At 62.6% G+C, this 23,466-nt stretch carries 22 protein-coding genes; 17 read left to right on the forward strand and 5 right to left on the reverse strand.

From position 1 onward, the window contains the following. The first annotated feature begins 124 nt into the window (after positions 1-124). On the forward strand, positions 125-2,791 hold the full coding sequence (alaS, locus tag EJ066_RS21165; protein ID WP_126041329.1) for an alanine--tRNA ligase: 2,667 nt from the start codon (positions 125-127) through the stop codon (positions 2,789-2,791). 57 nt (positions 2,792-2,848) lie between these two features. Here alaS and EJ066_RS21170 read toward each other — a convergent pair whose 3' ends face one another. Then, positions 2,849-3,475 (reverse strand): glutathione S-transferase family protein, encoded by a 627-nt coding sequence (locus EJ066_RS21170; RefSeq protein ID WP_126041332.1) that lies wholly within the window; start codon positions 3,473-3,475, stop codon positions 2,849-2,851. A 110-nt stretch (positions 3,476-3,585) separates the two neighbouring features. Then, positions 3,586-4,797 carry an NADP-dependent isocitrate dehydrogenase gene (locus EJ066_RS21175; protein WP_126041334.1) on the reverse strand — a complete coding sequence of 404 codons (1,212 nt, stop codon included), beginning with the start codon at positions 4,795-4,797 and terminating at the stop codon, positions 3,586-3,588. Positions 4,798-5,005: 208 nt separating this feature from the next. Between EJ066_RS21175 and EJ066_RS21180 the strand changes: the two genes are divergently transcribed. The 6 genes from EJ066_RS21180 (at position 5,006) to EJ066_RS21205 (ending at position 10,126) form a co-directional block, all read left to right on the forward strand. Beyond that, entirely contained in the window at positions 5,006-5,851 is an 846-nt protein-coding gene (locus tag EJ066_RS21180) for an RNA methyltransferase (protein WP_126043993.1), read from the forward strand. Between the two features lie 152 nt (positions 5,852-6,003). Beyond that, entirely contained in the window at positions 6,004-6,816 is an 813-nt protein-coding gene (gene murI / locus EJ066_RS21185) for a glutamate racemase (protein WP_126041336.1), read from the forward strand. 60 nt (positions 6,817-6,876) lie between these two features. Beyond that, positions 6,877-7,065 (forward strand): DUF3008 family protein, encoded by a 189-nt coding sequence (locus EJ066_RS21190; protein WP_023717374.1) that lies wholly within the window; start codon positions 6,877-6,879, stop codon positions 7,063-7,065. 529 nt (positions 7,066-7,594) lie between these two features. Further along, complete coding sequence (gene rpsD / locus EJ066_RS21195; RefSeq protein ID WP_126041338.1) at positions 7,595-8,212, forward strand: 30S ribosomal protein S4; 618 nt, start codon at positions 7,595-7,597, stop codon at positions 8,210-8,212. Between the two features lie 209 nt (positions 8,213-8,421). Further along, positions 8,422-9,309: a tRNA 2-thiocytidine(32) synthetase TtcA gene (gene ttcA / locus EJ066_RS21200; protein ID WP_126041340.1), complete on the forward strand. Its 888-nt coding sequence runs from the start codon at positions 8,422-8,424 to the stop codon at positions 9,307-9,309. Next, positions 9,299-10,126, forward strand: a complete 828-nt coding sequence (locus tag EJ066_RS21205; protein ID WP_126041342.1) for an inositol monophosphatase family protein — start codon at positions 9,299-9,301, stop codon at positions 10,124-10,126. Before ttcA ends, EJ066_RS21205 begins: the two co-directional genes overlap by 11 nt. A gap of 19 nt (positions 10,127-10,145) precedes the next feature. On the opposite strand, the gene EJ066_RS21210 is transcribed toward EJ066_RS21205, so the two are convergent. After that, positions 10,146-11,678, reverse strand: coding sequence for a GMC family oxidoreductase N-terminal domain-containing protein (locus tag EJ066_RS21210; protein WP_189644548.1), 1,533 nt, complete (start codon positions 11,676-11,678; stop codon positions 10,146-10,148). 150 nt (positions 11,679-11,828) lie between these two features. Further along, on the reverse strand, positions 11,829-12,506 hold the full coding sequence (locus EJ066_RS21215; protein WP_126041344.1) for an FCD domain-containing protein: 678 nt from the start codon (positions 12,504-12,506) through the stop codon (positions 11,829-11,831). Between the two features lie 208 nt (positions 12,507-12,714). Between EJ066_RS21215 and EJ066_RS21220 the strand changes: the two genes are divergently transcribed. The 9 genes from EJ066_RS21220 (at position 12,715) to EJ066_RS21260 (ending at position 21,815) form a co-directional block, all read left to right on the forward strand. Next, positions 12,715-14,343, forward strand: coding sequence for a choline dehydrogenase (locus EJ066_RS21220; protein ID WP_126041346.1), 1,629 nt, complete (start codon positions 12,715-12,717; stop codon positions 14,341-14,343). A 298-nt stretch (positions 14,344-14,641) separates the two neighbouring features. Beyond that, positions 14,642-15,787, forward strand: coding sequence for a cupin domain-containing protein (locus EJ066_RS21225; RefSeq protein WP_245454954.1), 1,146 nt, complete (start codon positions 14,642-14,644; stop codon positions 15,785-15,787). A 73-nt stretch (positions 15,788-15,860) separates the two neighbouring features. Then, complete coding sequence (locus EJ066_RS21230; RefSeq protein WP_126041350.1) at positions 15,861-16,994, forward strand: hypothetical protein; 1,134 nt, start codon at positions 15,861-15,863, stop codon at positions 16,992-16,994. 9 nt (positions 16,995-17,003) lie between these two features. Then, entirely contained in the window at positions 17,004-17,411 is a 408-nt protein-coding gene (locus EJ066_RS21235; RefSeq protein WP_126041352.1) for a RidA family protein, read from the forward strand. Positions 17,412-17,436: 25 nt separating this feature from the next. Next, the gene (locus EJ066_RS21240) at positions 17,437-18,057 is read left to right on the forward strand and encodes a glutathione S-transferase family protein (RefSeq protein ID WP_126041354.1); all 621 of its coding nucleotides are present in this window, start codon (positions 17,437-17,439) and stop codon (positions 18,055-18,057) included. Continuing rightward, positions 18,057-18,986 carry a 5-formyl-3-hydroxy-2-methylpyridine 4-carboxylate 5-dehydrogenase gene (gene fhmpcd1 / locus EJ066_RS21245; protein WP_126043995.1) on the forward strand — a complete coding sequence of 310 codons (930 nt, stop codon included), beginning with the start codon at positions 18,057-18,059 and terminating at the stop codon, positions 18,984-18,986. The genes EJ066_RS21240 and fhmpcd1 overlap by 1 nt, the downstream gene beginning before the upstream one ends. Positions 18,987-19,110: 124 nt before the next feature. Continuing rightward, positions 19,111-19,953, forward strand: coding sequence for an ABC transporter ATP-binding protein (locus tag EJ066_RS21250; protein WP_126041356.1), 843 nt, complete (start codon positions 19,111-19,113; stop codon positions 19,951-19,953). Beyond that, entirely contained in the window at positions 19,950-20,765 is an 816-nt protein-coding gene (locus EJ066_RS21255; protein ID WP_126041358.1) for an ABC transporter permease, read from the forward strand. The genes EJ066_RS21250 and EJ066_RS21255 overlap by 4 nt, the downstream gene beginning before the upstream one ends. A gap of 39 nt (positions 20,766-20,804) precedes the next feature. Then, on the forward strand, positions 20,805-21,815 hold the full coding sequence (locus EJ066_RS21260) for an ABC transporter substrate-binding protein (protein ID WP_126041360.1): 1,011 nt from the start codon (positions 20,805-20,807) through the stop codon (positions 21,813-21,815). A 37-nt stretch (positions 21,816-21,852) separates the two neighbouring features. Here the strand turns inward: EJ066_RS21260 and EJ066_RS21265 are convergent, their stop codons facing one another. After that, a complete protein-coding gene (locus EJ066_RS21265) occupies positions 21,853-22,272 on the reverse strand; it encodes a hypothetical protein (RefSeq protein WP_348629261.1) in 420 nt (139 codons plus the stop codon). A 103-nt stretch (positions 22,273-22,375) separates the two neighbouring features. On the opposite strand from EJ066_RS21265, the gene EJ066_RS21270 reads away from it, so the two are divergent. Beyond that, positions 22,376-23,404, forward strand: coding sequence for a BMP family protein (locus EJ066_RS21270; RefSeq protein WP_126041364.1), 1,029 nt, complete (start codon positions 22,376-22,378; stop codon positions 23,402-23,404). Positions 23,405-23,466: the final 62 nt, after the last annotated feature.

Genomic DNA, 23,466 nt, shown 5'->3' on the forward strand with positions numbered 1-23,466 from the left:
GCGGAGACGACCGGCAAGCCCCGCGAATTGGGCCATTCCGTGTTTCTGGACAGGCTGCGGCGTGATCGCTAAAAGGCCATGTCCATTTTCCGCCCTGGCGGTTCTCTCGAAAAGGCAAGCATCCATGAGTGGCGTGAACGAGATCCGGTCGGCATTTCTCGACTATTTTCGCAAAGAGGGTCACGAGGTCGTCGCCTCGAGCCCGCTGGTGCCGCGCAACGACCCGACGCTGATGTTCACCAACGCCGGCATGGTGCAGTTCAAGAACGTCTTCACCGGCTTGGAAAGCCGCCCCTATGCGCGCGCCGCGACCTCGCAGAAATGCGTGCGCGCCGGTGGCAAGCACAACGATCTCGACAATGTCGGCTACACGGCCCGTCACCACACCTTCTTCGAGATGCTCGGCAATTTCTCGTTCGGCGATTATTTCAAGGAGCGCGCTATCGAGCTCGCCTGGAACCTGATCACCCGCGAGTTCGGCATCGCCAAGGATAGGCTCCTGGTGACCGTCTACCATACCGACGACGCGGCCGCCGGCTTCTGGAAGAAGATCGCCGGGCTGCCGGAGGACAGGATCATCCGTATCGCCACCAGCGACAATTTCTGGGCGATGGGCGATACCGGTCCCTGCGGCCCGTGCTCGGAAATCTTCTACGACCATGGTGACGACATTCCGGGCGGCCCGCCCGGCAGCCCGGACGAGGACGGCGACCGCTTCATCGAGATCTGGAACCTCGTCTTCATGCAGTTCGAGCAGGTGACGAAGGCGGAGCGGATCGAACTGCCGCGCCCGTCGATCGATACCGGCATGGGGCTGGAGCGCATCGCCGCCGTGCTGCAGGGCGAGCACGACAATTATGACATCGACCTGTTCAAGGCGCTGATCCGTGCCTCGGAAGAGGCGACCGGCGTCAAGGCGGAAGGCAAGAACCGGGCAAGCCACCGCGTCATTGCCGATCATTTGCGCGCCTCGAGCTTCCTCATCGCCGATGGCGTGCTGCCGTCGAACGAGGGCCGCGGCTACGTGCTGCGCCGCATCATGCGCCGCGCCATGCGCCATGCGCAGCTTTTGGGCGCCCGCGATCCGCTGATGTGGCGGCTGGTGCCGGCGCTGGTGCGCGAGATGGGCCAGGCCTATCCCGAACTGGTGCGCGGCCAGCCGCTGATATCCGAGACGCTGAAGCTCGAGGAAACGCGCTTCCGCAAGACGTTGGCGCGCGGCCTCGGCCTGCTTGCCGACGCAACCGAGACGCTCGGCAGCGGCGATCGGCTTGACGGCGAGACGGCGTTCAAGCTCTACGACACCTATGGCTTCCCGCTCGACCTCACCCAGGACGCACTTCGCCAGCGCGGCGTTTCGGTCGATCTCGACGGCTTCAATGCGGCGATGGAGCGGCAGAAGGCCGAGGCGCGAAAGAGCTGGGCCGGCTCCGGTGATGCAGCCACGGAGACCGTCTGGTTCGCGGTGCGCGAAAAGGCGGGCGCGACCGAATTCCTGGGCTACGACACCGAGCAAGCGGAAGGCATCGTCCAGGCGCTGGTCAGGGATGGGGTTGCGGTGGAGTGCGCCGCTGCCGGCGATACGATAGGCGTCGTCATCAACCAGACGCCATTCTATGGCGAGTCCGGCGGCCAGATGGGCGACGCCGGCGTGATTTCGGGCGAGGGCTTTGCGATTGAGGTCACCGACACGCAAAAGAAGGGCGACGGCCTGTTCGTGCATTTCGGCAAGGTCACCAACGGCACCGTCAAGACGGGTGAAGCGGTCGAATTGAAGGTCGACCATGTCAGGCGTACGCGGCTGCGCTCCAATCATTCGGCGACCCACCTTGTCCACGAGGCGCTGCGTGAGGTGCTTGGCACCCATGTCGGGCAGAAGGGCTCGCTGGTCGCGCCGGAACGGCTGCGCTTCGACTTTTCGCATCCTAAGCCGATCTCAGCCGAAGAGCTGGAACGTGTCGAGGCGATGGCCAACGAAATCGTCGTGCAGAACAGCCCGGTGACGACGCGGCTGATGAGCGTCGACGATGCGATCGCCGAGGGCGCCATGGCGTTGTTCGGCGAAAAATATGGCGACGAGGTCCGCGTCGTGTCGATGGGCACCGGGGTCACCGGCGACAAGGCCGGCAAGCCCTACTCGGTCGAGCTGTGCGGCGGCACCCATGTCGGCGCCACCGGCGATATCGGCCTGGTCCGGCTGGTGTCGGAGGGTGCAGTCGCCGCCGGCGTACGCCGCATCGAGGCGCTGACCGGAGAGGCGGCCAGAAAGCATCTCGACGAGCAGGACAAGCGGCTGAAGGCGGTCGCCGCCACGTTGAAAATTTCGCCGGCCGACGTGCCGGCCCGCGTAGAGGCGCTGCTCGACGAGCGCAAGAAGCTCGAGAAGGAGCTGACCGAAGCGCGCAAGAAACTGGCGCTGGGCGACCGTTCGCCAGCCGGCGTGCCGGCCGAAAACGAAACCATTGCCGGTGTCGGCTTCCTCGGCAAGGCGGTATCGGGCGTCTCGCCAAGGGATTTGAAGCCGTTGGCCGATGCCGGCAAGAAGTCGCTTGGCTCCGGCGTCGTCGTCTTCGTTGGCGCCGGGGAGGACAACAAGGCGAGCGTCGTGGTCGGCGTCACCGACGACCTGACCGGCCGCTTCAGTGCCGTCGATCTGGTGCGCGTGGCGTCCGCGGCATTGGGCGGGCAGGGCGGCGGCGGTCGCCCCGATATGGCCCAGGCCGGCGGCCCGGATGCCTCCAAGGCCGAGGACGCGATCGCCGCGGTGAAGGCGGCACTGGAGGCCGCGTGATCGGATAGTAAGGATCTGGGAGAATTTGGCGAAGGCTCTCGGCCTCTCAGACGCTTGTCACCCGGACTTTTCGGTGTTGGCAAAGCTCGGGCGCGCAGCGATGCGTTCCCACCATTCCTGAATATCTGGAAATTCGGCCAGCAGCTTCTGCCCCTCGGCGACCTTGAGAAAATAGCCGATGATCGGCGCGGCGTGCAAGTCGGCGAGCGTCAGTTGCTCGCCCAGCAGACACGGTCCGGCGGCTTTCAGCGAGGTGAGCACGCGAAGCACCGTGCTCGCCCGCCGAAGTCCGTCGGCGATCAGCGTCTCGTCGGGCGCTTCTTTCTCCAGCCGCTCGACAGCGACATCCCAGACCATCGCCCGATAGGCATAGGCGTCGAGCATGCCGATGATCTGGTTCATGGTTGCGCGCACCCGGACTTCGACCGGCTGCAGGGCCGGCCCGTCGAACGCCTCGTCGACATAGCGGGTGATCGCGCTGGTCTCGAAGAGGCGAAACTCGTCATGCTCGAAGGCCGGGATCCGGCCGAAGGGATGATGTTCGAAATACCAGGCCGGAATGCCGTCCGCCGCAAAGATGTCGACCGGTACGAGCTCGTAGTCGACGCCCTTTTCCGCGAGCGCGAGGCGGACGATGCGCACGTAGACGCTGTAGTCCGCCCCGTAGACGACGGGCTTGCCCATGACGCTCACTACAGCGCCGCGCGTCTTTTCAGACGCGCAAAGGACGCTGTAGCATTTTGATTTTGCGCATGATCCTGTCCGAAAATGATTCCGATTTTCGGGGTCATGCGTCAGGCCATCGCCTTCTGCAGATTCTCGTCGATCTTGTCGAGGAAGCCGGTGGTCGAAAGCCATGGCTGGTCGGGACCGATCAGCAGCGACAGGTCCTTGGTCATGAAGCCGGCCTCGACGGTCTGGATGCAGACTTTTTCCAGCGTATCGGCAAAGCGCTTCAGCTCGGCATTGTCGTCGAGCTTGGCGCGGTGCGCCAGGCCGCGCGTCCAGGCGAAGATCGACGCGATCGAATTGGTCGAGGTTTCCTCGCCCTTCTGGTGCTGGCGATAGTGGCGGGTGACGGTGCCATGCGCGGCTTCCGCCTCCACCGTCTTGCCGTCCGGCGTCATCAGCACCGAGGTCATCAGGCCGAGCGAACCGAAGCCTTGCGCCACGGTGTCGGACTGCACGTCGCCATCATAGTTCTTGCAGGCCCAGACATAGCCGCCCGACCATTTCAGGCTGGAGGCAACCATGTCGTCAATCAGCCGGTGCTCGTACCAAAGCTTGTTGGATTTGAACTCGGCTTCGAATTCGGCCTCGTAGACTTCCTGAAAAATGTCCTTGAAGCGGCCGTCATAGGCCTTGAGGATGGTGTTCTTGGTCGAGAGGTAGACCGGGTAATTGCGCAGCAGGCCGTAGTTCAGCGAGGCGCGGGCGAATTCGCGGATCGACTCGTCGAGATTATACATGGCCATGGCGACGCCGGCGCCCGGCGCATCGTAGACATCGTGCTCGATAACCGTGCCGTCCTCGCCGACAAACTTGATGGACAGTTTGCCCTTGCCGGGAAAGCGGAAGTCGGTGGCGCGGTACTGGTCGCCGAAGGCGTGGCGGCCGACGATGATCGGCTTGGTCCAGCCGGGCACCAGCCGCGGCACGTTCTTCATGATGATCGGCTCGCGGAAGATGGTGCCGCCGAGGATGTTGCGGATCGTGCCGTTCGGCGACTTCCACATTTTCTTCAGCTTGAATTCCTCGACGCGCTGCTCGTCGGGCGTGATCGTCGCACATTTCACACCGACGCCGTATTTCTTGATGGCATTGGCCGAATCGATGGTCACCTGATCGTTGGTGGCGTCGCGGTGCTCGACGCCGAGGTCGTAATATTCAAGCTTGAGGTCGAGATAGGGGTGGATCAGCTTGTCCTTGATGAACTGCCAGATGATGCGGGTCATCTCGTCGCCGTCGAGTTCGACGACCGGGTTCGCCACCTTGATCTTCGCCATGGAAAGAATGCCTCATTGTTGGGGATCGGAACGGCCTTGCCCGCATGGCTTTGGGCCGGGGATGCGGCCCGTATATCAAAGCATTTTTGGCCGCGCAAACGGCGATCCGCACCGGCGGGCGTTGGGCGTTCTCCGCGAAAGCTTCATTTTCGCGGCCGGATATGGCAGGGGACGCTGAAATGCCGCAAACTGCAGTTCATTGACAGCCATGCAAGCCAGCAACGACATCCTTCCCGCCCCAGGCCCGGCGATCATCCTGGTCGAGCCCCAGCTCGGCGAGAATATCGGCATGGTTGCGCGCGCCATGGCGAATTTTGGCCTTGCCGAACTGCGCCTCGTCAATCCGCGCGACGGCTGGCCGAGCGAGAAGGCGCGCGCCGCCGCGAGCCGCGCCGACCACGTTATCGATGCCGCCAGGGTGTTCGACGATCTGGCCGCGGCGATCGCCGACCTGAACTTCGTCTTCGCCACCACCGCGCGCGCACGTGACAATTTCAAGCCGGTGCGTGGACCGGTCGAGGCAGGCAGGGCGTTGAGGGCGCGCCAAGGATCCGGACAGCGCACCGGCATCCTGTTCGGCCGCGAGCGGTTCGGGCTCTACAATGACGAGGTCGGCCTGGCTGACGAGATCGTCACCTTCCCGGTCGATCCCGCCTTCTCTTCGCTCAACATCGCCCAGGCGGCCCTGCTGATGTCCTATGAATGGATGAAGTCGGGTCTGGAAGATGAGACGAAAACCAATTTTTCCAGCCCTGACATGATGCCGGCGACCAAGGAGCAATTGCACGGCCTGTTCGCGTATCTGGAAGGCGCGCTCGAAGCACGCGGCTATTTCCGCCCGGCGCCGAAGAAGCCGAAGATGGTCGACAATCTGCGCGCGGTGCTGACGCGCGCCGGCTTCGCCGAGCCGGAGCTCAAGGTGCTGCGCGGCATAATATCGTCGCTGGACAGGTTTTCGCCGGCCATGCCGCGCGGCGACGGATCGCCGGGCGATGATCCAAGGCGGCTCCCGGCAGCGGCCGCGCGCGCCGGCAAGGCGACAGACAAAGACTAGGACCAATCGTCACGCAATCACCAGTAACCGAATGTTATTTCGCATGAGTGACCATCTTGTCGCTTCAAGACCATGATGGCTCCAGCATCATTGGTCAAAGCTTCAGCCAGCCTCCTCTCGTGGTCCCCAGCCTTCTCTCATAATCAATGACGATGACCGACCCCTCAAATGCCCGCCCGATCCTGATGTTCGATTCCGGCATCGGCGGGTTAACGGTGCTGCGCGAAGCGCGCGTGCTGATGCCCGATCGCCGCTTCGTCTATGTCGCCGACGACGCGGCTTTCCCCTATGGCGCTTGGGAGGAGCCGGCGCTGAGGGCACATATACTGGAGCTGTTCGGAAAATTGCTCGACCGGTTTTCACCGGCCATTTCGGTCATCGCCTGCAACACAGCCTCGACGCTGGTCATCGATGCGTTGCGCGAAAGATTTCCCGGCCATCCTTTCGTCGGCACCGTGCCGGCGATCAAGCCGGCGGCGGAACGCACGCGCTCCGGGCTGGTTTCGGTGTTGGCGACGCCCGGCACCGTCAAGCGCCAGTATACACGCGACCTGATCGGCAAATGGGCTCAGAAATGCCATGTCCGGCTGGTTGGCAGCGACAATCTGGCCGGGCTGGCCGAGGTCTATATGCGTGAGGGCTTTGTCGACGAAGAGGCCGTGCGCGCCGAGATCGCACCATGCTTCGTCGAACATGATGGAATGCGGACCGACATCGTCGTGCTTGCCTGCACTCACTATCCTTTTCTGGCCAACCGCATGCGCAAGACAGCACCCTGGCCGGTCGATTGGCTCGACCCCGCCGAAGCGATTGCGCGACGGGCGCTCTCGCTGCTTGCGGACATCGAGCCAAAGAACCGCGGCGAGGCGTTGTCGGAAGGCGCCGATCTTGCTGTCTTCACCTCAAAGCGGGTTGATTTCCCGACTCGCCGCCTGATGCAGGGATTTGGCCTGGCGATTTCCTGATATTTAGGAACATCATCCCGACCGATACGTTTCCTCCTATTGCAAACGGGAGAAACGATCATGCCAGCCACATCAAAGGCCCAGCAGAAAGCCGCCGGCGCGGCATTGTCCGCCAAGCGTGGCGAGACAAAGAAGAGCGAGCTCAAAGGCGCGTCGAAGGGAATGTACAAATCCATGAGCGAAAAGCAGCTCGAGGAATTCGCCGAGACCAAGCGCAAGGGCTTGCCCGAGAAGAAATCGAAACACTAGTCCGCCCTTCCGACCGGGCACGTCCCGCCGGGGGGGCCGGTTTCGGTTCCACGCGACCGGCCAGCGGTCAAACATAAGCCCGCGGCCGAAACCGCGGACTTTGAATGGAAGCGTCGAAGCGGTCCCTCAGCGAGCCGCAACCACCGCACCAAGCCTCGCTGTAGCGTCGTGCCTTGTGGTGGATGGCCTTGCGATGGCCACGCCGCCACACCATCTTCTTCCTGAACGCCGCGCCCGTATCCGCCTGCCATGAACAGCGCCGGCCGCAAGCTTGACACCGGTTCGATCTCCGTTTAATCAGCCCACCAACACCGGGCCGCAACGCCCGGTGGTTTCTTTATGTGCGCAAGACGTTTGGGAAGCCGATCTATCCTTCCTCAGGTCTTGTCTAGAATGACGTGTCCCGTGGGTTTTCCGCCGCGTTGCGTGGGAAAACCCTGTCAGGTCTCGAAAACGGGGGCCAGAGGAGGGCGCGTTTCCTTCACCCGGACCATGAGGTTCCGGGTGCGTTGTTTTGAAAGGGAATGCGATGAGCAAGCGCGAATCCGCGAAATACAAGATCGACCGCCGTCTCGGCGAAAATATCTGGGGCCGCCCGAAATCCCCGGTCAACAAGCGCGAATACGGTCCTGGCCAGCACGGCCAGCGCCGCAAGGGCAAGCTTTCCGATTTCGGCCTGCAACTGCGTGCCAAGCAGAAGCTGAAGGGTCACTACGGCGACGTTTCGGAAAAGCAGTTCCGCAAGGTCTATGAAGAAGCGGACCGCCGCAAGGGCGACACCTCGGAGAACCTGATCGGCCTGCTCGAATCGCGCCTCGACGCGGTCGTCTACCGCGCCAAGTTCGTGCCGACCATTTTTGCCGCCCGCCAGTTCGTCAATCACGGCCACATCAATGTCAACGGCAAGCGCGTCAACATCGGCTCGTACCGCTGCAAGCCGGGTGACGTCATCGAAGTGCGCGAAAAGTCGAAACAGCTGGTGATCGTCCTGGAATCGGTAGGCCTGGCCGAGCGCGACGTGCCTGATTACATCGAGGCCGACCACAACAAGATGACCGCGACCTTCGGGCGCATCCCCGGCCTGTCGGATGTTCCGTTCGCCGTGCAGATGGAACCGAACCTGGTCGTCGAATTCTATTCGCGCTGATCGAAGGCGTCGTCTGCGACAGCTCGAAGGCCGCCCGTCGAGGCGGCCTTTTCTTTGTCTGCTACGCTGGAGCGACGTGCGTCCGCTTGGACGCATAAAGTACGCTCCAGTTCTTTCTACTTACGCATCGTGCTTTCGAAAATCGATTTCGATCTTCGGGCCGATGCGCTAATCCGGGGCGGCAACAAGGACTTTGGGGCTGACGCGCCATGAACATGCTGCCGAACGCCGAAACACTTGAACCGATCGCCGATGCCGAAGGCGGCTTTCATCGGCTGTTTGCCGATGTGCCGTCCTCCGTCGAGTTCAACAAGCTGCGCAAGCGGCTGCTGCGTCTCACCCGTCAGGCGCTCGACGATTTTTCGATGGTGAGGCCTGGCGATCGCTGGCTCGTCGCTCTGTCGGGCGGCAAGGATTCCTATGGCCTGCTCGCTGTGCTGCTCGACCTCAAATGGCGCGGGCTGCTGCCGGTCGAGCTGTTGGCCTGCAACCTCGACCAGGGCCAGCCGAATTTTCCGAAACACATTCTGCCTGACTATCTCGATAGCCACGCCATTCCATACCGCATCGAATATCAGGACACCTATTCGGTGGTGACCGACAAGCTTCCCGAGGGCAGCACCTATTGTTCGCTGTGCTCGCGGCTCAGGCGCGGCCATCTCTACCGGATCGCCCGCGAGGAGGGCTGTTCGGCCCTGGTGCTCGGCCACCACCGCGAGGACATACTGGAAACCTTCTTCATGAACCTGTTCCACGGCGGGCGCCTTGCCGCCATGCCGCCAAAACTGCTCAACGACGACGGCGACGTCATGGTGCTGAGGCCGCTCGCCTATTGCGCCGAGGCCGATCTCGAAAAATTCGCCGGCGCCATGAAGTTCCCGATCATTCCGTGCGATCTGTGCGGCAGCCAGGATGGGCTGCAGCGCAATGCGATGAAGGCGATGCTCGACGACTTGGAAAAGCGCATGCCCGGCCGCAAGGACACGATGATCCACGCCATGACCAATGTGCGGCCCTCGCACCTGCTCGACAGAAAGCTGTTCGATTTCGCCGCCCTCAACGAGACCCTCACCACAAGGCAAGCCGATGACATTTGACGAAACCGAGATCGACTGGCTTGCCAACCTTCTGTCCGACGCCGCCATTGCCGAGATCATGCCGCGCTTTCGCCGGCTGGATGAGGGCGAGGTTCGCCAGAAGACCTCGGCGGCCGACCTGGTGACAGAGGCTGATGTGAATGCCGAGCGGTTGATCACCGTCAGGCTGCGTGAGCGCTACCCCCGGGCGATGATCGTCGGCGAGGAGGCCTGTTCCGATGATCCGGCGCTGCTCCAAGGTCTCGGCGACGCCGATCTCGCCTTCGTCATCGATCCGGTCGACGGCACTTTCAACTTCGCCTCCGGCGTGCCGCTGTTCGGCGTCATGCTGGGCGTCGTGGTGAAGGGCGAGACCGTCGCCGGCATCATTCACGATCCCGTCGGCAAGGACTGGCTGATCGGTGCCAAGGGTGCTGGCAGCCACATACGGCATGCGCATGGCGCTCTGGAGAAGGTGCATGTCGCCGAGCCTGCACCGATCTCGCAAATGACCGGCGCGGTTTCCTGGCAGTACATGCCCGAGCCGGAACGGTCACGGCTGGCGCGCAACCAGACGAAGTCCTTGTCGCAATTCGGCTATCGCTGCGCGGCTCACGAATACCGTCTGCTGGCGAGCGGCCACGCCCATTTCGTCGTCTACAACAAGCTGATGCCGTGGGATCATCTGGCGGGCGTGCTGATCCACGCCGAGGCCGGCGGTTACGCCGCGCATTTCGACGGCAGCGCCTATCTGCCTTCGCACGTCGGAGGTGGCCTGCTGGTCGCACCGGACAAGGAAAGCTGGCGCGAGCTGCGCCGCGAACTCTGGGCGGAATAGACCGTCGGGGATTTTCGGGTCATGCGCCGGGCTGAGCTGACGCCCAGCTTTCCGCGATGGCGACTATCGCCGCGTTGATCGGTCCGCTCGGGATCGTCGGCATCACCGACGCGTCGACGATGAAGATGTTGTCGAAGCCGTTCAGCCGCAAATCCGGGTCGACGACGGCGTCTGCATCCCCGCCCATCCTGCAAGTGCCGGCAGGATGATGATGCGTGGACGCAGCGCTTGCGATGAAACCGTCAAGGTCGTCGTCCGACTGCACCAAGGATCCTGGCAGAATTTCCGCGTCGCGCCACTCGTCGAGCGCCGCATGATGACCAATCACGCGCGCCGTCTTCAGGGCTATCCTGAACATCGCTCGGTCGTGTTCGGTTTCGAGGTAATGCGGGTCGATAATGGGCGCATCGCCACTGTCCGGCCCGCTCGGCGCGATGCGCCCACGGCTGGTCGGGTGGGTGACGCCGCATAGAATCGTGAAAGCCGAGCCGTAGGGCGGTGCCCTCAAGCCGTCGGCGGCTGACGGAGCGACGACGCAGGCGAGTACGATATCGGGGCTTCCCGTCGAACGCGTCGGATCGCTGCTGTGCAGGTACATCAGCGATTCGGAGTGCTGCAGGCGGGACGGCGGCACCGGCTTTTTCGTGCTGTAGACGTTTCCAAGAACCAGCAGATGGTCCTGCAGATTGCGGCCGACATCGCTTCGGTCGGCCAGGCAGCGTATTCTCGCGCGCTTCAGCGTATCCGGATCGCCAATGCCCGACCGCATGAGGATGAGCGGCGAGGACACGGCGCCGGCGCAAAGAACGATCCTGTCGGCGGAGACCGTCATGGCCTCTCCTTTGCACATAACAGCCAAGCCGGTGGCGCGGTGGCCATCCAGCAAGAGATGCTCGACCTCGTGGGTTGTGAGCAAGGCGAGGTTCCGTCGCGCTATCACCTCCGGCGGCAGATAGGCGTCGGCAACGCTCAGGCGCTTGCCGTCGCGGATGTTCAGCGAATTGGGGCTGGTGCCGGCGAGCTCGCCGCTGTTGTGGTCGGTCAAGACGGGGATGCCCTTGGCCCGCCCGGCAGCCATATAGGCGCGGACGACAGAGCTGACCTCCGCATCCGGCAGATAGACGTCCAGCGGCCCGCTGCGGCCGCGCGACGGCGCGTCGAAGGCCGTGAAGGCTTCGCTGCGGACAAAGCCTGGCAACAGCCCCCGATAGGACCAGCGCTCGCCGCCGGCCTCTGCCCAGGGTTGGAAATCATTGGGATGACCGCGCACATAGGCCATGGCGTGCAGGCAGCTCGAACCGCCGACGATTTTGCCGCGTGGCCATTCATGCACGCGGTTTGCGGTAAAGGGTTGCGGCACCGTCCGATAAGCCCAGTCATAGGCGCGGCCTTGCAGCATCGTCCATTTCAGCGGGTCGGCGATATCGGGATCGGACGGCATCATCCCGGCTTCGATCAGGCCGACCTGGCACGATCCGTCCTCGCTGAGCCGGCTGGCCACGACCGAGCCGGCGGATCCCGCGCCGATGACCAGCACGTCGAAATGACGCATCAATTTGCAAGTCCCCCTCGATCAGGCTGGCTAGAGCCTGATTCCATCCCGATACAATCGGAATGGGGCTCTATCTTCTTTGTTTGACCATGATCTCTTCCGAAAACCGGTTTCCACTTTTCGGGATCATGGTCTTAGAACGCGAAACGATCATGCGGCAAAGGCGCCTGCATTCGACCGTTCCGTGATCTGTCTTTGCACGGACAGCAAATGCGCGCGCATGGCCGCCTCGGCTGCTTCCGGGTCGCGGTTCGAGATCGCTTCGGCAATCAGGCGATGTTCGCCGTCGCGCTCGGCGATCCGCTTGGGGCAGGTGGGCGCCGCGGTACGTGCGATCTTCACCCGCGCATCGACCCCGACCTGACGCAGCATCTTGTAGAATTCGGCGGCAAGATGGTTGCGGGCGGCAGCGACGATGGCGAGATGGAAAGCGAAATCGACGGCGCCCGACGAGGCATTCTCCGGCGTGGTTGCCGCATCGATGATGCGTGCCGTCTCGAACGAGGAGGCGCGCAGCGATGCCAGCCGGGCGAGACCTGGCTCCATGAGCAGGCGCAACTCCAGGACCTCGATGGGATTTGTTACCCTGACAAGCTCTTCGCCATATCGGGGCAGGGCGGTTGGCGCACGCCTGGCGCGCGCCGGCTTCAAGTCGCCCGACCGGCGCAGCAGCTCGAGCGCCTTGCGAAGCTGATGGCGCTTCACGTTCAGATGTTCGGCAAGATCGCGCTCGGAAGGGAGCTTGCCGCCGCCCTGCTGCAACTGGCGGATCGCTGCAATGATGTCGTCGAGATCCGATGGTACGATCTGCGGCTCGAATGCGCTCAAAACCAAATCTCCTGTCCGATCGGCAGCGCGCCGACTCAACGTCCGGTTATCACATTGTGACACGATACCTGCTGGAACGGCACTCAACCAACTCAACCAATCTACATCTGCATGCGGTGGTTGACAACACCAGTTGCGCGGTGGTTGAGTGCCGCAGTTGTTTTGACGGCTCTCATGCGGCGGGCCGTCCTTGTCCCGAGGACCGTGCATGCCGTTTGGGGAAACCTTTGACTATGTCATCGTCGGAGCCGGGTCGGCCGGCTGCGTGCTTGCAAACCGCCTGAGCGAAGATCCTGCGGTTTCCGTGCTGCTTCTGGAAGCAGGGGATTGGGATCGCGATCCCATGATCCACATCCCGCTCGGCTGGGGCAAGATCCTGACCGAGCGCCGTCACGACTGGATGTATTTCTGCGAGCCCGAGGCCAATGTCGGCGGGCGCAAGGTCGAATGCGCGCGCGGCAAGGTCATCGGCGGCTCCTCCTCCACCAACGCCATGGCCTATGTGCGCGGCAATCGCGGCGACTACGACCGCTGGGCGGGGAGCGGTCTGACCGATTGGTCGTTCGACAAGGTGTTGCCCTATTTCAAAAAGCAGGAGCGCTGGGAAAAGGGCGCAAGCCACTATCGCGGCGGCAGCGGGCCGCTGAACACCCAGTTCTGCCGCTACAGGGACGAACTGATCGATGCCTTCGCTACGGCCAGCCGGGATGCCGGATACCTCCAGACCGACGACTATAATGGCGCCGTGCAGGAAGGCTTTGGCCGCCTGCAGATGACGATCGCCAACGGTCGCCGCTGCTCGGCCGCGTCGGCCTATCTGCGTCCCGCCATGCGCCGCAGCAATGTCAAAGTGCTGACCGGCGCGATGGCGACGAGGATTCTCCTGAAGGATGGGCGCGCGACGGGCATCGCCTACACCAGAGGCGGCGCGGCCCACCAGGTCTTGGCGCGGCGGGAGGTTCTGCTTGCCGGCGGCGTCATCAACACGCCGCAACTGCTGATGCTGTCGGGGGTCGGCGACGGTAGTGAGCTCGCGGCGCATGGTATCGAGACGAAAGTCGAGCGTTCGCAGGTCGGCAAGAACCTGCAAGACCACGTTTCGGTCATTTTGATGTATCGGCGCAAGCAGCCGGGACCATTCCTCAAGATGATGCGGGCGGATCGTATCGGGCTGGATTTCGTCAAGACCTATTTCACCGGAAAGGGTTTTTCGGGAGATGTGCCTGGCGGGGTCGTGGCGTTCCTGAAAAGTGATGCAAGCCGGCCATTGCCGGACGTCCAGCTGCTTTTCACCGCTGCACCCCTTGCCGCATGGCCCTATATGTCGCCATTCAAGGCGCCCTTCGCCGATGGCTTTGCGACACGCATCGTCGCCGTCCAGCCGGAGAGCAGGGGGAGCGTGAAGCTGGCGTCGAGCGACCCGTTGGCCGCGCCGCTGATTCACCAGAATTTCCTGTCTTCGCCGCGTGACTGGCAGTCGCTCCGCGCCGGCTTCCGCGTCGCGCGCAACCTGGCCGCACAGCCGTCGATGGCGCCTTTCGTCGGGGCGGAATTCTTCCCTGGCCCCAAATGCGAGAGCGACGACGAGATCGACGAGCATATCCGCAAGACATCGATCACCGTGCATCATCCGGCCGGCACCTGCCGCATGGGGGTCGACGCGGAGTCGGTTGTCGATCCGCAACTGCGGGTGCGCGGCGTTGCTGGCCTTCGCGTGGTGGACGCTTCCGTGATGCCGGATCTCGTCTGCGGCAACATCAATGCGGCGGTCATCATGATCGCCGAAAAGGCCTCGGACCTGATCCGCAGCCGTGCCGAACAAAGCATGGCGGCCTGACCGGCGTCGCCTGGGATTCAACCAAAAATCCTTTGGTTGAACACAAAAACTCGAATTGGTTGGGCTGCCGCGTGATTGCCGCGGTCGTCATAGTTCGAACTGCATCCGCCAGATCGGCTAGTTTTTCGCGTCTTTTCGATCTTTTATGCCCTTTTTCGAAGCATTTGCCTTTCAAAAGAGCTTTCAACCAAAAACTTCGAAAATTCTTGGTTTTTGGGATTGTCGAGCAAAACCAATGCGAATACGGTTGAGTTGGTTAAACGCATTTTCTTCCTGAAGAGAGGTGACAGACATGTCCATGGCGCAACCAGCAGACCTTACCGTCACCAACAAGAAGGCGGCGCTGAAGGGCCTCTATGACGCCCTCTACGAAAAGAACATGTTTCCGTTCTGGGCGACATCGGAAGGCGTCGATCACGACGAGATCAAGCAGCTCATGGCGACGTCGAAGGCAATACCCTTCGTCTGGTCCTATGCCGACATCGAGCCGCTGCTGCAGCGCGCCGCTGAACTAGTGACCATGGACGATAGCGAGCGCCGGTCGCTGATCCTGGTCAATCCGGGTCTCGCGCCCAAACGCGCATCGGTCAGCACGATGTACACCGCCTACCGCCTGAATGATCCAGACGAGATCATGCCGCCGCACAAGCATTCGCCGAGCGCCATACGTTTTGGCCTGACCGGCAAGGGCAACTTTACCGGCGTCGAGGGCGAGGATGTGGTTTTCGGCCCTGGCGACATGGTGCTGACGCCCAACGACGCCTGGCACAATCACGGCACGGTCGGCGGCGAACAGGCGGTCAACCTTTCGGTTCTCGACCTGCCGCTGGTCGAGACGCTGCACGCCGTGCATTTCGACCACAAATACACCGAGATGGTCGATGGCAAGGAAGTCGAGAAGAAGGTACAGACCGCCCGTTTCCCGAACGATTATTCGCAACGAATCTATGGCGAGGGCGGCTTGATGCCGCGCTTCGTCGACCACAAGCGCGGCGGCGGCCTGTCGTCGCCGATGTACGTCTATCGCTGGGAAAAGATGGAAGCGATCCTCGACGCCCACAAGGATTGGGACGGCGATCCGCACGAAGGTATCGTCATCGACTATGTCGACCCCACCACCGGCGGCCCGGTCTTCCGCACGATCAACTTCTACGTCCAGATGCTGCGGCCGGGCGAAAAGACGCTGCCGCAGCGCGAGACCGCCAGCCTGTTGTTGGCGCCGTTCCGCGGCCGTGGCCATTCGATCATCGACGGCAAGCGCTACGACTGGACCCAGTTCGACACGATCGCCATACCTGGCGGCTCGTGGGTGGAGCATGTCAACGGCTCCTCGACCGAGCCGGTCATCTTCTTCGGCGCGACCGATGCGCCGACCCAGAAGGCGCTGCTCCTCTACAAACGCTGGGGCCGCAACCAGGCCGGCGATCTGCTCCGCATCGCCTGATCTTGCAGCGAAAGATGTCCATGCCGCCCTATCGCGGCGCGGATACCGAAAGACCTTCCAGCAGCAAGGGCGTATGCATTTGGTTTCGGCGTTCAATACAAAGCAGATCGGCCATGTCGACTGTCCGGGTGGCGGTCAGGTCTGGGTCGACGGCAACATCCTCTATATCGGCCATATGCGACCGCCGAGCGGCACGACGCTGGTCGACATTTCAGACCCGCGCAATCCGAAGAAGATCGCGACGATCGACGTTCCGCCGGGCTGGCACTCGCACAAGGTGCGCGCCCAGGATGGCTTGATGATCATCAACCACGAGCGCTTCGGCGATGCGGGCCCGGCCGATTTCGGCGGTGGCCTGGCGCTTTACGACACGACGCGACCGGCGGAGCCGAAGCTCATCTCGAAGTGGATGACCGGCGGTCGCGGCGTGCATCGCTACGACTATGACGGCCGCTACGCCTATATCTCGCCAACCGCCGACGGCTATGTCGGCAACATCGTCATGATCCTCGACCTGATCGATCCGGTGAACCCGGTCGAGATCGGGCGCTGGTGGATACCGGGTCAGTGGACGGGCGGCGGCGAAGAATACCCGTGGCATGACTATGTCACGCCGCGCTGCCACCATCCGTTGCGTATGGGCGACCGGCTCTATGTCAGCTACTGGCATCACGGCCTGTTCATCCTCGACATTTCCGACGTTTCAAAGCCGACGCTTGTCTCTCACGTCAATTCGAGCCCGAGCTTTCCGCACCCCACGCATACCTGCCTGCCGATCCCGCAGCCGCTCAAGGGCCGCAACATCATGGTGGTGGCGGACGAGGATGTCGCCAAACTCCGACCTTCGCCGCCGGCCTTCACCTGGATCTACGACATCACCGACGAGACGAACCCGCTGCCGATCTCGACCTTCCAGGTGCCTGGCCTCGACGCCGACGGCGCACCGCAACCGCCGATGACCGGCTGCCATCAGCCCTCCGAGCGGTTCAAGGGCACCGTCATTCCCTTTGCTTGGTTCGCGCAGGGGCTGCGGCTGGTCGACATCGCCGACCCGTTCGCACCCAAGGAGGTCGGCCACTTCACGCCTGACGCGCCGGAAGGCGCCGAGCGTTCCTCTTCCAACGACGTCACCATCGACGACCGCGGCATCGTCTACCTGATCGACCGCATCCGTGGCGTCGACATCATCGAAACCAGCGTTCTCTAGGGGGATAGGTTGAGCGACAGCACGCGAAAATCCGCCAGCCATTACGCCATCGGCAAGAAGAATCCGAACCTGCCGTTTCATCCGGCGGTGCGTGCCGGCGATTTCATTTTCGTCTCCGGTCAGGTGCCGAAGGACGAGAACAACAACATGATCAGCGGCACAATCGAGGAAGAGACGCTGGCCACGCTGAAGACCATCGCGCGCGTCATAGCGCATGAGGGCGCAACGCTCTGCGATGTCGTCCGGATCACCACCTATCTCGAGGATACGCGCGACTTCGGCCGCTACAACAAGGCGTTCCTCGAAGGGATCGGCGACGCTGTGCTGGCGCGCACCACGGTCGAGGCAAAGGCCGTCATCAACACCAAGATCGAAATGGACGCCATCGTCTACAAGCCGCTGCCGGTCGGCAAGTAGGCCAAGACACAATCGAGGAGACGACATGTACAAGCTCTTAGGCCGCCAGACATCGGGCAATGTTCAAAAGGTGCTCTTCATGCTCGAAGAGCTTGGCGCGCCATACAAGCGCGAGGATTACGGCCGCCAGTTCGAAAACACCCAGACGGCCGAGTACAAGGCGCTCAATCCGACGTCGAAAGTCCCGACGCTGGTCGACGGCGACACCGTGATCTGGGAATCCAACACAATCCTGCGCTATCTCGCGGCATCCGGCGGCGAGCAGTTGAACGGCGCCACGCCGGCGGAAAAGACCGAGGTCGAGCGCTGGATGGATTTTCTGCTGGCGGCGGTCAATCCCGGCTACATGGCAGCCTTCAAGGGCGCGAAGCTGACTCCCGAGGAGCAGACAGCCGAATACAAGGACCAGGTGAAGGACCTTGTGGCGCAGCTCAAGATCGTCGACGGACATCTGGCCGGCAAGGATTTCCTGGCGCTCGGCAAGCTCACCATCGCCGACATCGCCTGCGCGCCGATCCTGAAACGCTGCATCGACTTCAAGATCGACCGGCCGTCGCTGCCCGATCTGGAGCGCTGGGTGGCCGCGATCGCCGCGCGCCCGGCCTTCAAAACGGCGACTGCCTCTGCCTCCGCAAAGGCCGCATGATGATCAAGCGCGCCGCCCTCATCGGACTGGGAACGATGGGTCCGGGCATTGCCGCGCGGCTGTCGCGCGGTGGGCTTGATGTGGCGGCGTATGATGTTTCCGATGCCGCGGTCGAACGCGCCCGCGGCATGCTCGACATGGCCGGCGGAGTTCTGGACCGTCTCGACATCAGGGCGCCCGCGTCGGGGACAGGTGCGGTGCGTTTCGTGCAAACCATCGCCGAGGCTGTCGATGCGGCGGAATTGGTCATCGAGAACGTGCCCGAGAATATCGACATCAAGGCCGAAACCTATCGCGCCATCGACCCGCTGATCGGCTCCTCGGTCATCGTCGCCTCGGACACGTCGGGCATCCCGATCACCAGGCTGCAGGCCCATATCTCCCATCCCGAACGGATGGTCGGCATGCACTGGTCGAACCCGCCGCATATCATTCCGATGATCGAGGTGATCGGCGGGCAGAAGACCGCGCCTGAGACCGTGGCGACGATCCGCGACCTGATCCGCTCGATCGGCCTGTTGCCGGTGGTGGTGAAGAAGGATGTCCCCGGCTTCGTCGAAAATCGCGTACTCTACGCGCTGCTGCGCGAAGCGGTCGACCTGGTCGAGCGCGGTGTCATCGAACCGGAGGATCTCGACACCTGCGTCTCATGGGGCATCGGCTACAAGATCGCCGTCGTAGGGCCCATGGCGCTGCTCGATATGGCGGGCCTCGATATCTACAAATCCGTCTCGTCGTTCCTGAACGCCGACCTTTCCAATCGCGATGACGTCGCCCCGGTCGTGTTGGAAAAGACCAACGCGTCGAAATTCGGCATCAAGTCGGGCGAGGGCATGTTCTCCTACACACCCGAGCAGATAAAGGCGCTGCAGGGCGAACGGGCGCGCAAGCTTGTCGCGGTGCGACGTATCCTCGAAGGCCGGGAGTAGGTGATGGCGCAAGTAACGCACGAGGCTGGCCGTGTTGGGGATTTCACCCGGTTGGCCGCTCATGCGGACTGCACCATCAAGACCGTGCGGCTGCGGCCAATGACAATGCGTGGGGTGACCGACCATGCAGGTTGAAACCATTCGACCAGCCGGCGGCAGACCGGCCCACATCCGCCACGCCGATCTCATTTCCGCCAAGGGCGTTTCAGTGGTCATGGGCACGGATCAGAAGCGGCAGCTGATCCTCAGGGATGTAGATCTTTCGGTTCCGCAAGGTTCGTTCGTTTCCCTGATCGGCCCTTCGGGTTGTGGCAAGAGCACCTTGCTCAAAGTGCTGGCTGGGCTGGTCAATCCAAGCAGTGGCAGCGTCTCGATCGCTGGCGTTTCGCCAGGCGAGGCGGCGCGCAAGCGGATGATCGGTCTCGTCTTTCAGGACGCCAATCTGCTTCCCTGGAAAAACGCCGTCGACAATGCCTCGATGTTGCTGGGTATCGCCGACAAGTCGATGTCGCGCTCGGCGTTGCGAGCGCGTGGACGGGAGATGCTGGAACTGGTGGGACTCGGCGATGCCGCCCACAAGCGCCCAAACGAATTGTCTGGCGGCATGCGGCAGCGGGTCGCCATCGCCCGGGCTCTGGCGCTCGATCCGGCGGTCTTGCTGATGGACGAGCCGTTTGGTGCGCTTGATGCGATCACCCGCGATTCGATGGGCCAGTCGCTGCTTGAGATCTGGCAGAGGACCGGCAAGACGATTGTCTTCGTGACGCATTCGATCGACGAAGCCATTCAGTTGTCCCGCCAGGTTCATGTACTGGGAATCAACCCGGGGCGCATCACGCAGAGCCTGGATGTGCCGCTGCCCCATCCACGCGACGCTTCCGTGACCGAGGTCCCCGAATTTGTCAGGCTTGTGCTTCGGCTTCGAACGATGCTGCGCTCCAGTCATGAGCCGGGAGGCGCGTCTTGAGCAAGCAACCCGTCGTCGATATCTCCCCGCCGCGGCCTGTTTCCGGCTGGAACGCGGCGACAGGCAGCTGGCTTCCAGCGGCCATCCTTTTGCTGGTGACGATCGTGTTGTGGGAAGCTGCGGTACGGATCTTCTCCATATCCTCCTTTATCGTTCCCGCCCCTTCCGAGATTGCCCGATCCCTGGTCGCGCAATGGGACACGCTCGCGCAGGCGACGGTGGTTACGGCGGGCGAAATCCTGTTCGGCTTCCTTGTCTCGGTCGTGGTCGGCATTGCGCTTGCTCTCGTCATCGTGCGTTTCGACTGGCTGGGGCGCGCACTGTATCCGCTCGTGGTGTTGTTCCAGAACGTTCCGAAGGTCGCGCTCGCCCCGATCTTCATCCTCTGGTTCGGCTATGGCCTGGCACCCAAGATCGGTCTGATCCTGGTCATCGCCTTCTTCCCGGTGACGCTGTCGATGCTGGCGGGCATGCAATCGGTCGACCGCTCGCTTCTGTCGCTGATGAATTCGGTCGGCGCCAGCCAGACCCAGATCCTGTTCAGGATCCGCGTTCCACACTCGCTGCCGAGCCTGATGGCCGGGACCAAGATAGCAGCGACCCTAAGCGTCATCGGTGCCATCGTCGGCGAATTTGCCGGAGCCTCGGACGGGCTCGGCTATGTTATCCAGTTCGCTTCGACCCAGCTCGACACGGCCCTGGTCTTCGCGGCGCTGCTGCTCGTTTCCGTGCTCGGCATCGCGTTTTACTACGCGGCCGAATTTCTCGAACGCATCGTGGTGCCGTGGGCGCCGAAATTCAGCCAGGCCTAGGATCTTTCGAACAACCAAAAACAAAGAAGGGAACAAACAATGCTGAGACGCTCTCTTATCAAGGCAGCCACCTTTGCGGCGTTTGTCGGCGCGCTTGGCTTCTCGAACGCTGCGCTGGCGGCGGACAAAGTCAACGTCCAGCTCGACTGGGTGGTGCGCGGCAATCACGCCATGTTCTTTGTTGGCAAGGAAAAGGGCTTTTTCGCCAAGAACGACATCGATGTGAGCGAGGTCCGCAAGGGATCCGGCTCGCCGGACGCCATGCGGCTGGTGGGCAACGCTAACGCTGAGTTCGGGTTCGGCGATCTCCCCACGCTTGCTGTTGCTAGGTCCCAGAATGTTCCCGTCGTGGCGCTGGCGGCGGTCAACCAGCAGTCTCCGCTGGGCATTATTTCGCTCGCCAAGACGCTCAAGTTGACCAAGCCTTCCGATCTCAAGGGCCTGACCATTGGCATCCACCCCGCCGGCTCCACTTACATTTTCTTCAGGGGCTTCCTGGCCGCCAACGGCATGAGCGAGAAGGACATGACGCTCAACAGCGTCTCGCCGCCTTACGAAAGCTACTTGCTGCTCGGTCGTGTGCAGACCGTGGTCGGCTATCTCGACGCCGAAGTGCCTGAACTTGAAGCCAAGGCCGGCGGCCCAGGGTCGCTGAGCATCATGCTCGGCGCGGATCACGGCTGGAAGGCCTATGGCTCAGGGCTGTTCACCTCTGAAGCGATGATCAAGGACAAGCCCGATGTCGTGCGTCGTTTCGTGAAGGCCTACAGGGAAGCATTCGACTATGTCGCGACCCATCCGGAAGAAGCCGCCGAGATCACCGCCAAGGCCGTTCCGGGCTATGCGGAAAAGCAGGATGTGCTGCTGGCCCAGCTCAACGCAGACATCGCCTCGACGTTCAACAGCCCGGCGACGAAGGAACACGGCCTCGGCTGGATGACCAAGACGCAATGGGAAGAGACCTTGAAGACGCTGACGGATCAGGGCGTGCTCAAAACGGCCCTGTCGGCAGACGACGTCTTCACCGACAAGTTCCTGGCGGCAGAGTGAGGCCGGGGCGGTGTCTGACTTGTCAAGAAGCGAACGCCTACCGGCAGGCCAGCCTGTTGTCCGCGCTGCTGCACGTCACGGTCATTTGCCCCCTTGCGGCACTGGTGCGGTCGAGCGCGATCTGCACGCGCGTGGCGTATGCGTGGCTGGCCAGGCCGCACCACAGCCGCTCGACAGGCAGGTTTTCGCGCTTGTCGTTGAGGATCGTGTAGGTCCCGTTTTTTGGATCGAACCACAGCTCGACACGAGCGCTCTTGCCGGGCGCCGCGGAGGCGATCGTGGCCGAATACCAATGGGCGAAGTCGGCATTGCAGGAAAGCGCCTCACGCCCTGCATTCGAAATCGTCAGCGGCACCAGATCGAGGCCGTCGGTGCCGGTCCGCACAGTGACGTGCCGCAACTCAACCGCGTTGGCGAACGGCGTGAACGCCAGCATTATCGGAAGGATGTATCGCACAACCACCTTGCCTGAACTCCTGACATAATTGTTCAGGTAGTCTACCTCGCTTTTGCGCAATAACAATAAGAATATATTGGGTCAACCGAACAGAGAGGGTAACATGTCTAAGTTTCTTAAGGGCAGCGTAAGCGCTGTTATATTAAGCGGCCTCTTGCTGGGCAACGCACTTGCCGCCGAAGTCAAGTCGATTGCCATCCTGGCGCCGGAAGAAGGCACCGACTATGGCTGGAACCAGCAGGGCATCGACGCCGCCAAAGCAGCGGCGGCGGCGGCCGGTGTCGAGATCATGGTAGCGCAGGGGCTCGGCTATGGCGACGTGCGGCCGACATTGCGCGAATTGGCCTCCGACGGCGCCAGCCTGCTGATCGCCCATGCCAGCGGCTACAACACCGCGGCTCCCGAAATCGCCAAGGAAACCAAGGTGCCGGTGGCGATCGTCGACACACCGACCGGCCTGGAGAAGGGGCTCGTCGCCGACTACACGCTGAGCGGCCACGAGGGTGCGTACCTTGCCGGCCGTCTCGCCGCCAAGATGTCGCGCTCCAAATCGGTCGGCATCGTCGTTTCGGGCGAGCCGCCATCGTGGAACTCGCAGTCGGCGGCGTTCGCGCAGGGCGTGAAGGCCGAGAACCCGGACGTCAAGGTCACCTATGCAGTGATCGGGCCCGCCGCCTACAGCGATGCGGCCGGCGGCAAGCGCGTCACCGAAAGCGTGATCGCATCGGGCGCGGACATCATCTTCGGCCAGGGCAACGGCTCGAGCTTCGGAATGCTGCAGGCGGTCGAGACGACCAAGGCCGGCGATGGCGGCAAGGTCTATTTCATCGACGTCATCGGCGACAAGACGCCGATCGACAAAGGCTTTCTGCTCTCGTCGGTGGTCTGGAATATCGAGCCGGTCTATGCGGCGATGATCGCCGACCTGAAGGCCGACACGTTCGGCACCAAGAGCTACTCGATCGGCCTCAAGGACGATTCGGTCAAGCTTCTGAAGACCGCCGCTATCGCGGACGACGTCTGGGCGGAGATCCAGGCGCTGCGCGAAGACGTCATTTCCGGCAAGACCAAGGTCGAGCCGGTCTATGATGCAGCAGCCGTCAGGGCGCTGATGACCAGCGTCGCCCAGTAAGGCGCTTCAAGGCAGGCTACCGGAGGGGTGATCCGTTCACCCCTCCGGACCGATTTCATATT

Source organism: Mesorhizobium sp. M9A.F.Ca.ET.002.03.1.2 (genome assembly GCF_003952365.1).
GTDB lineage: Bacteria > Pseudomonadota > Alphaproteobacteria > Rhizobiales > Rhizobiaceae > Mesorhizobium.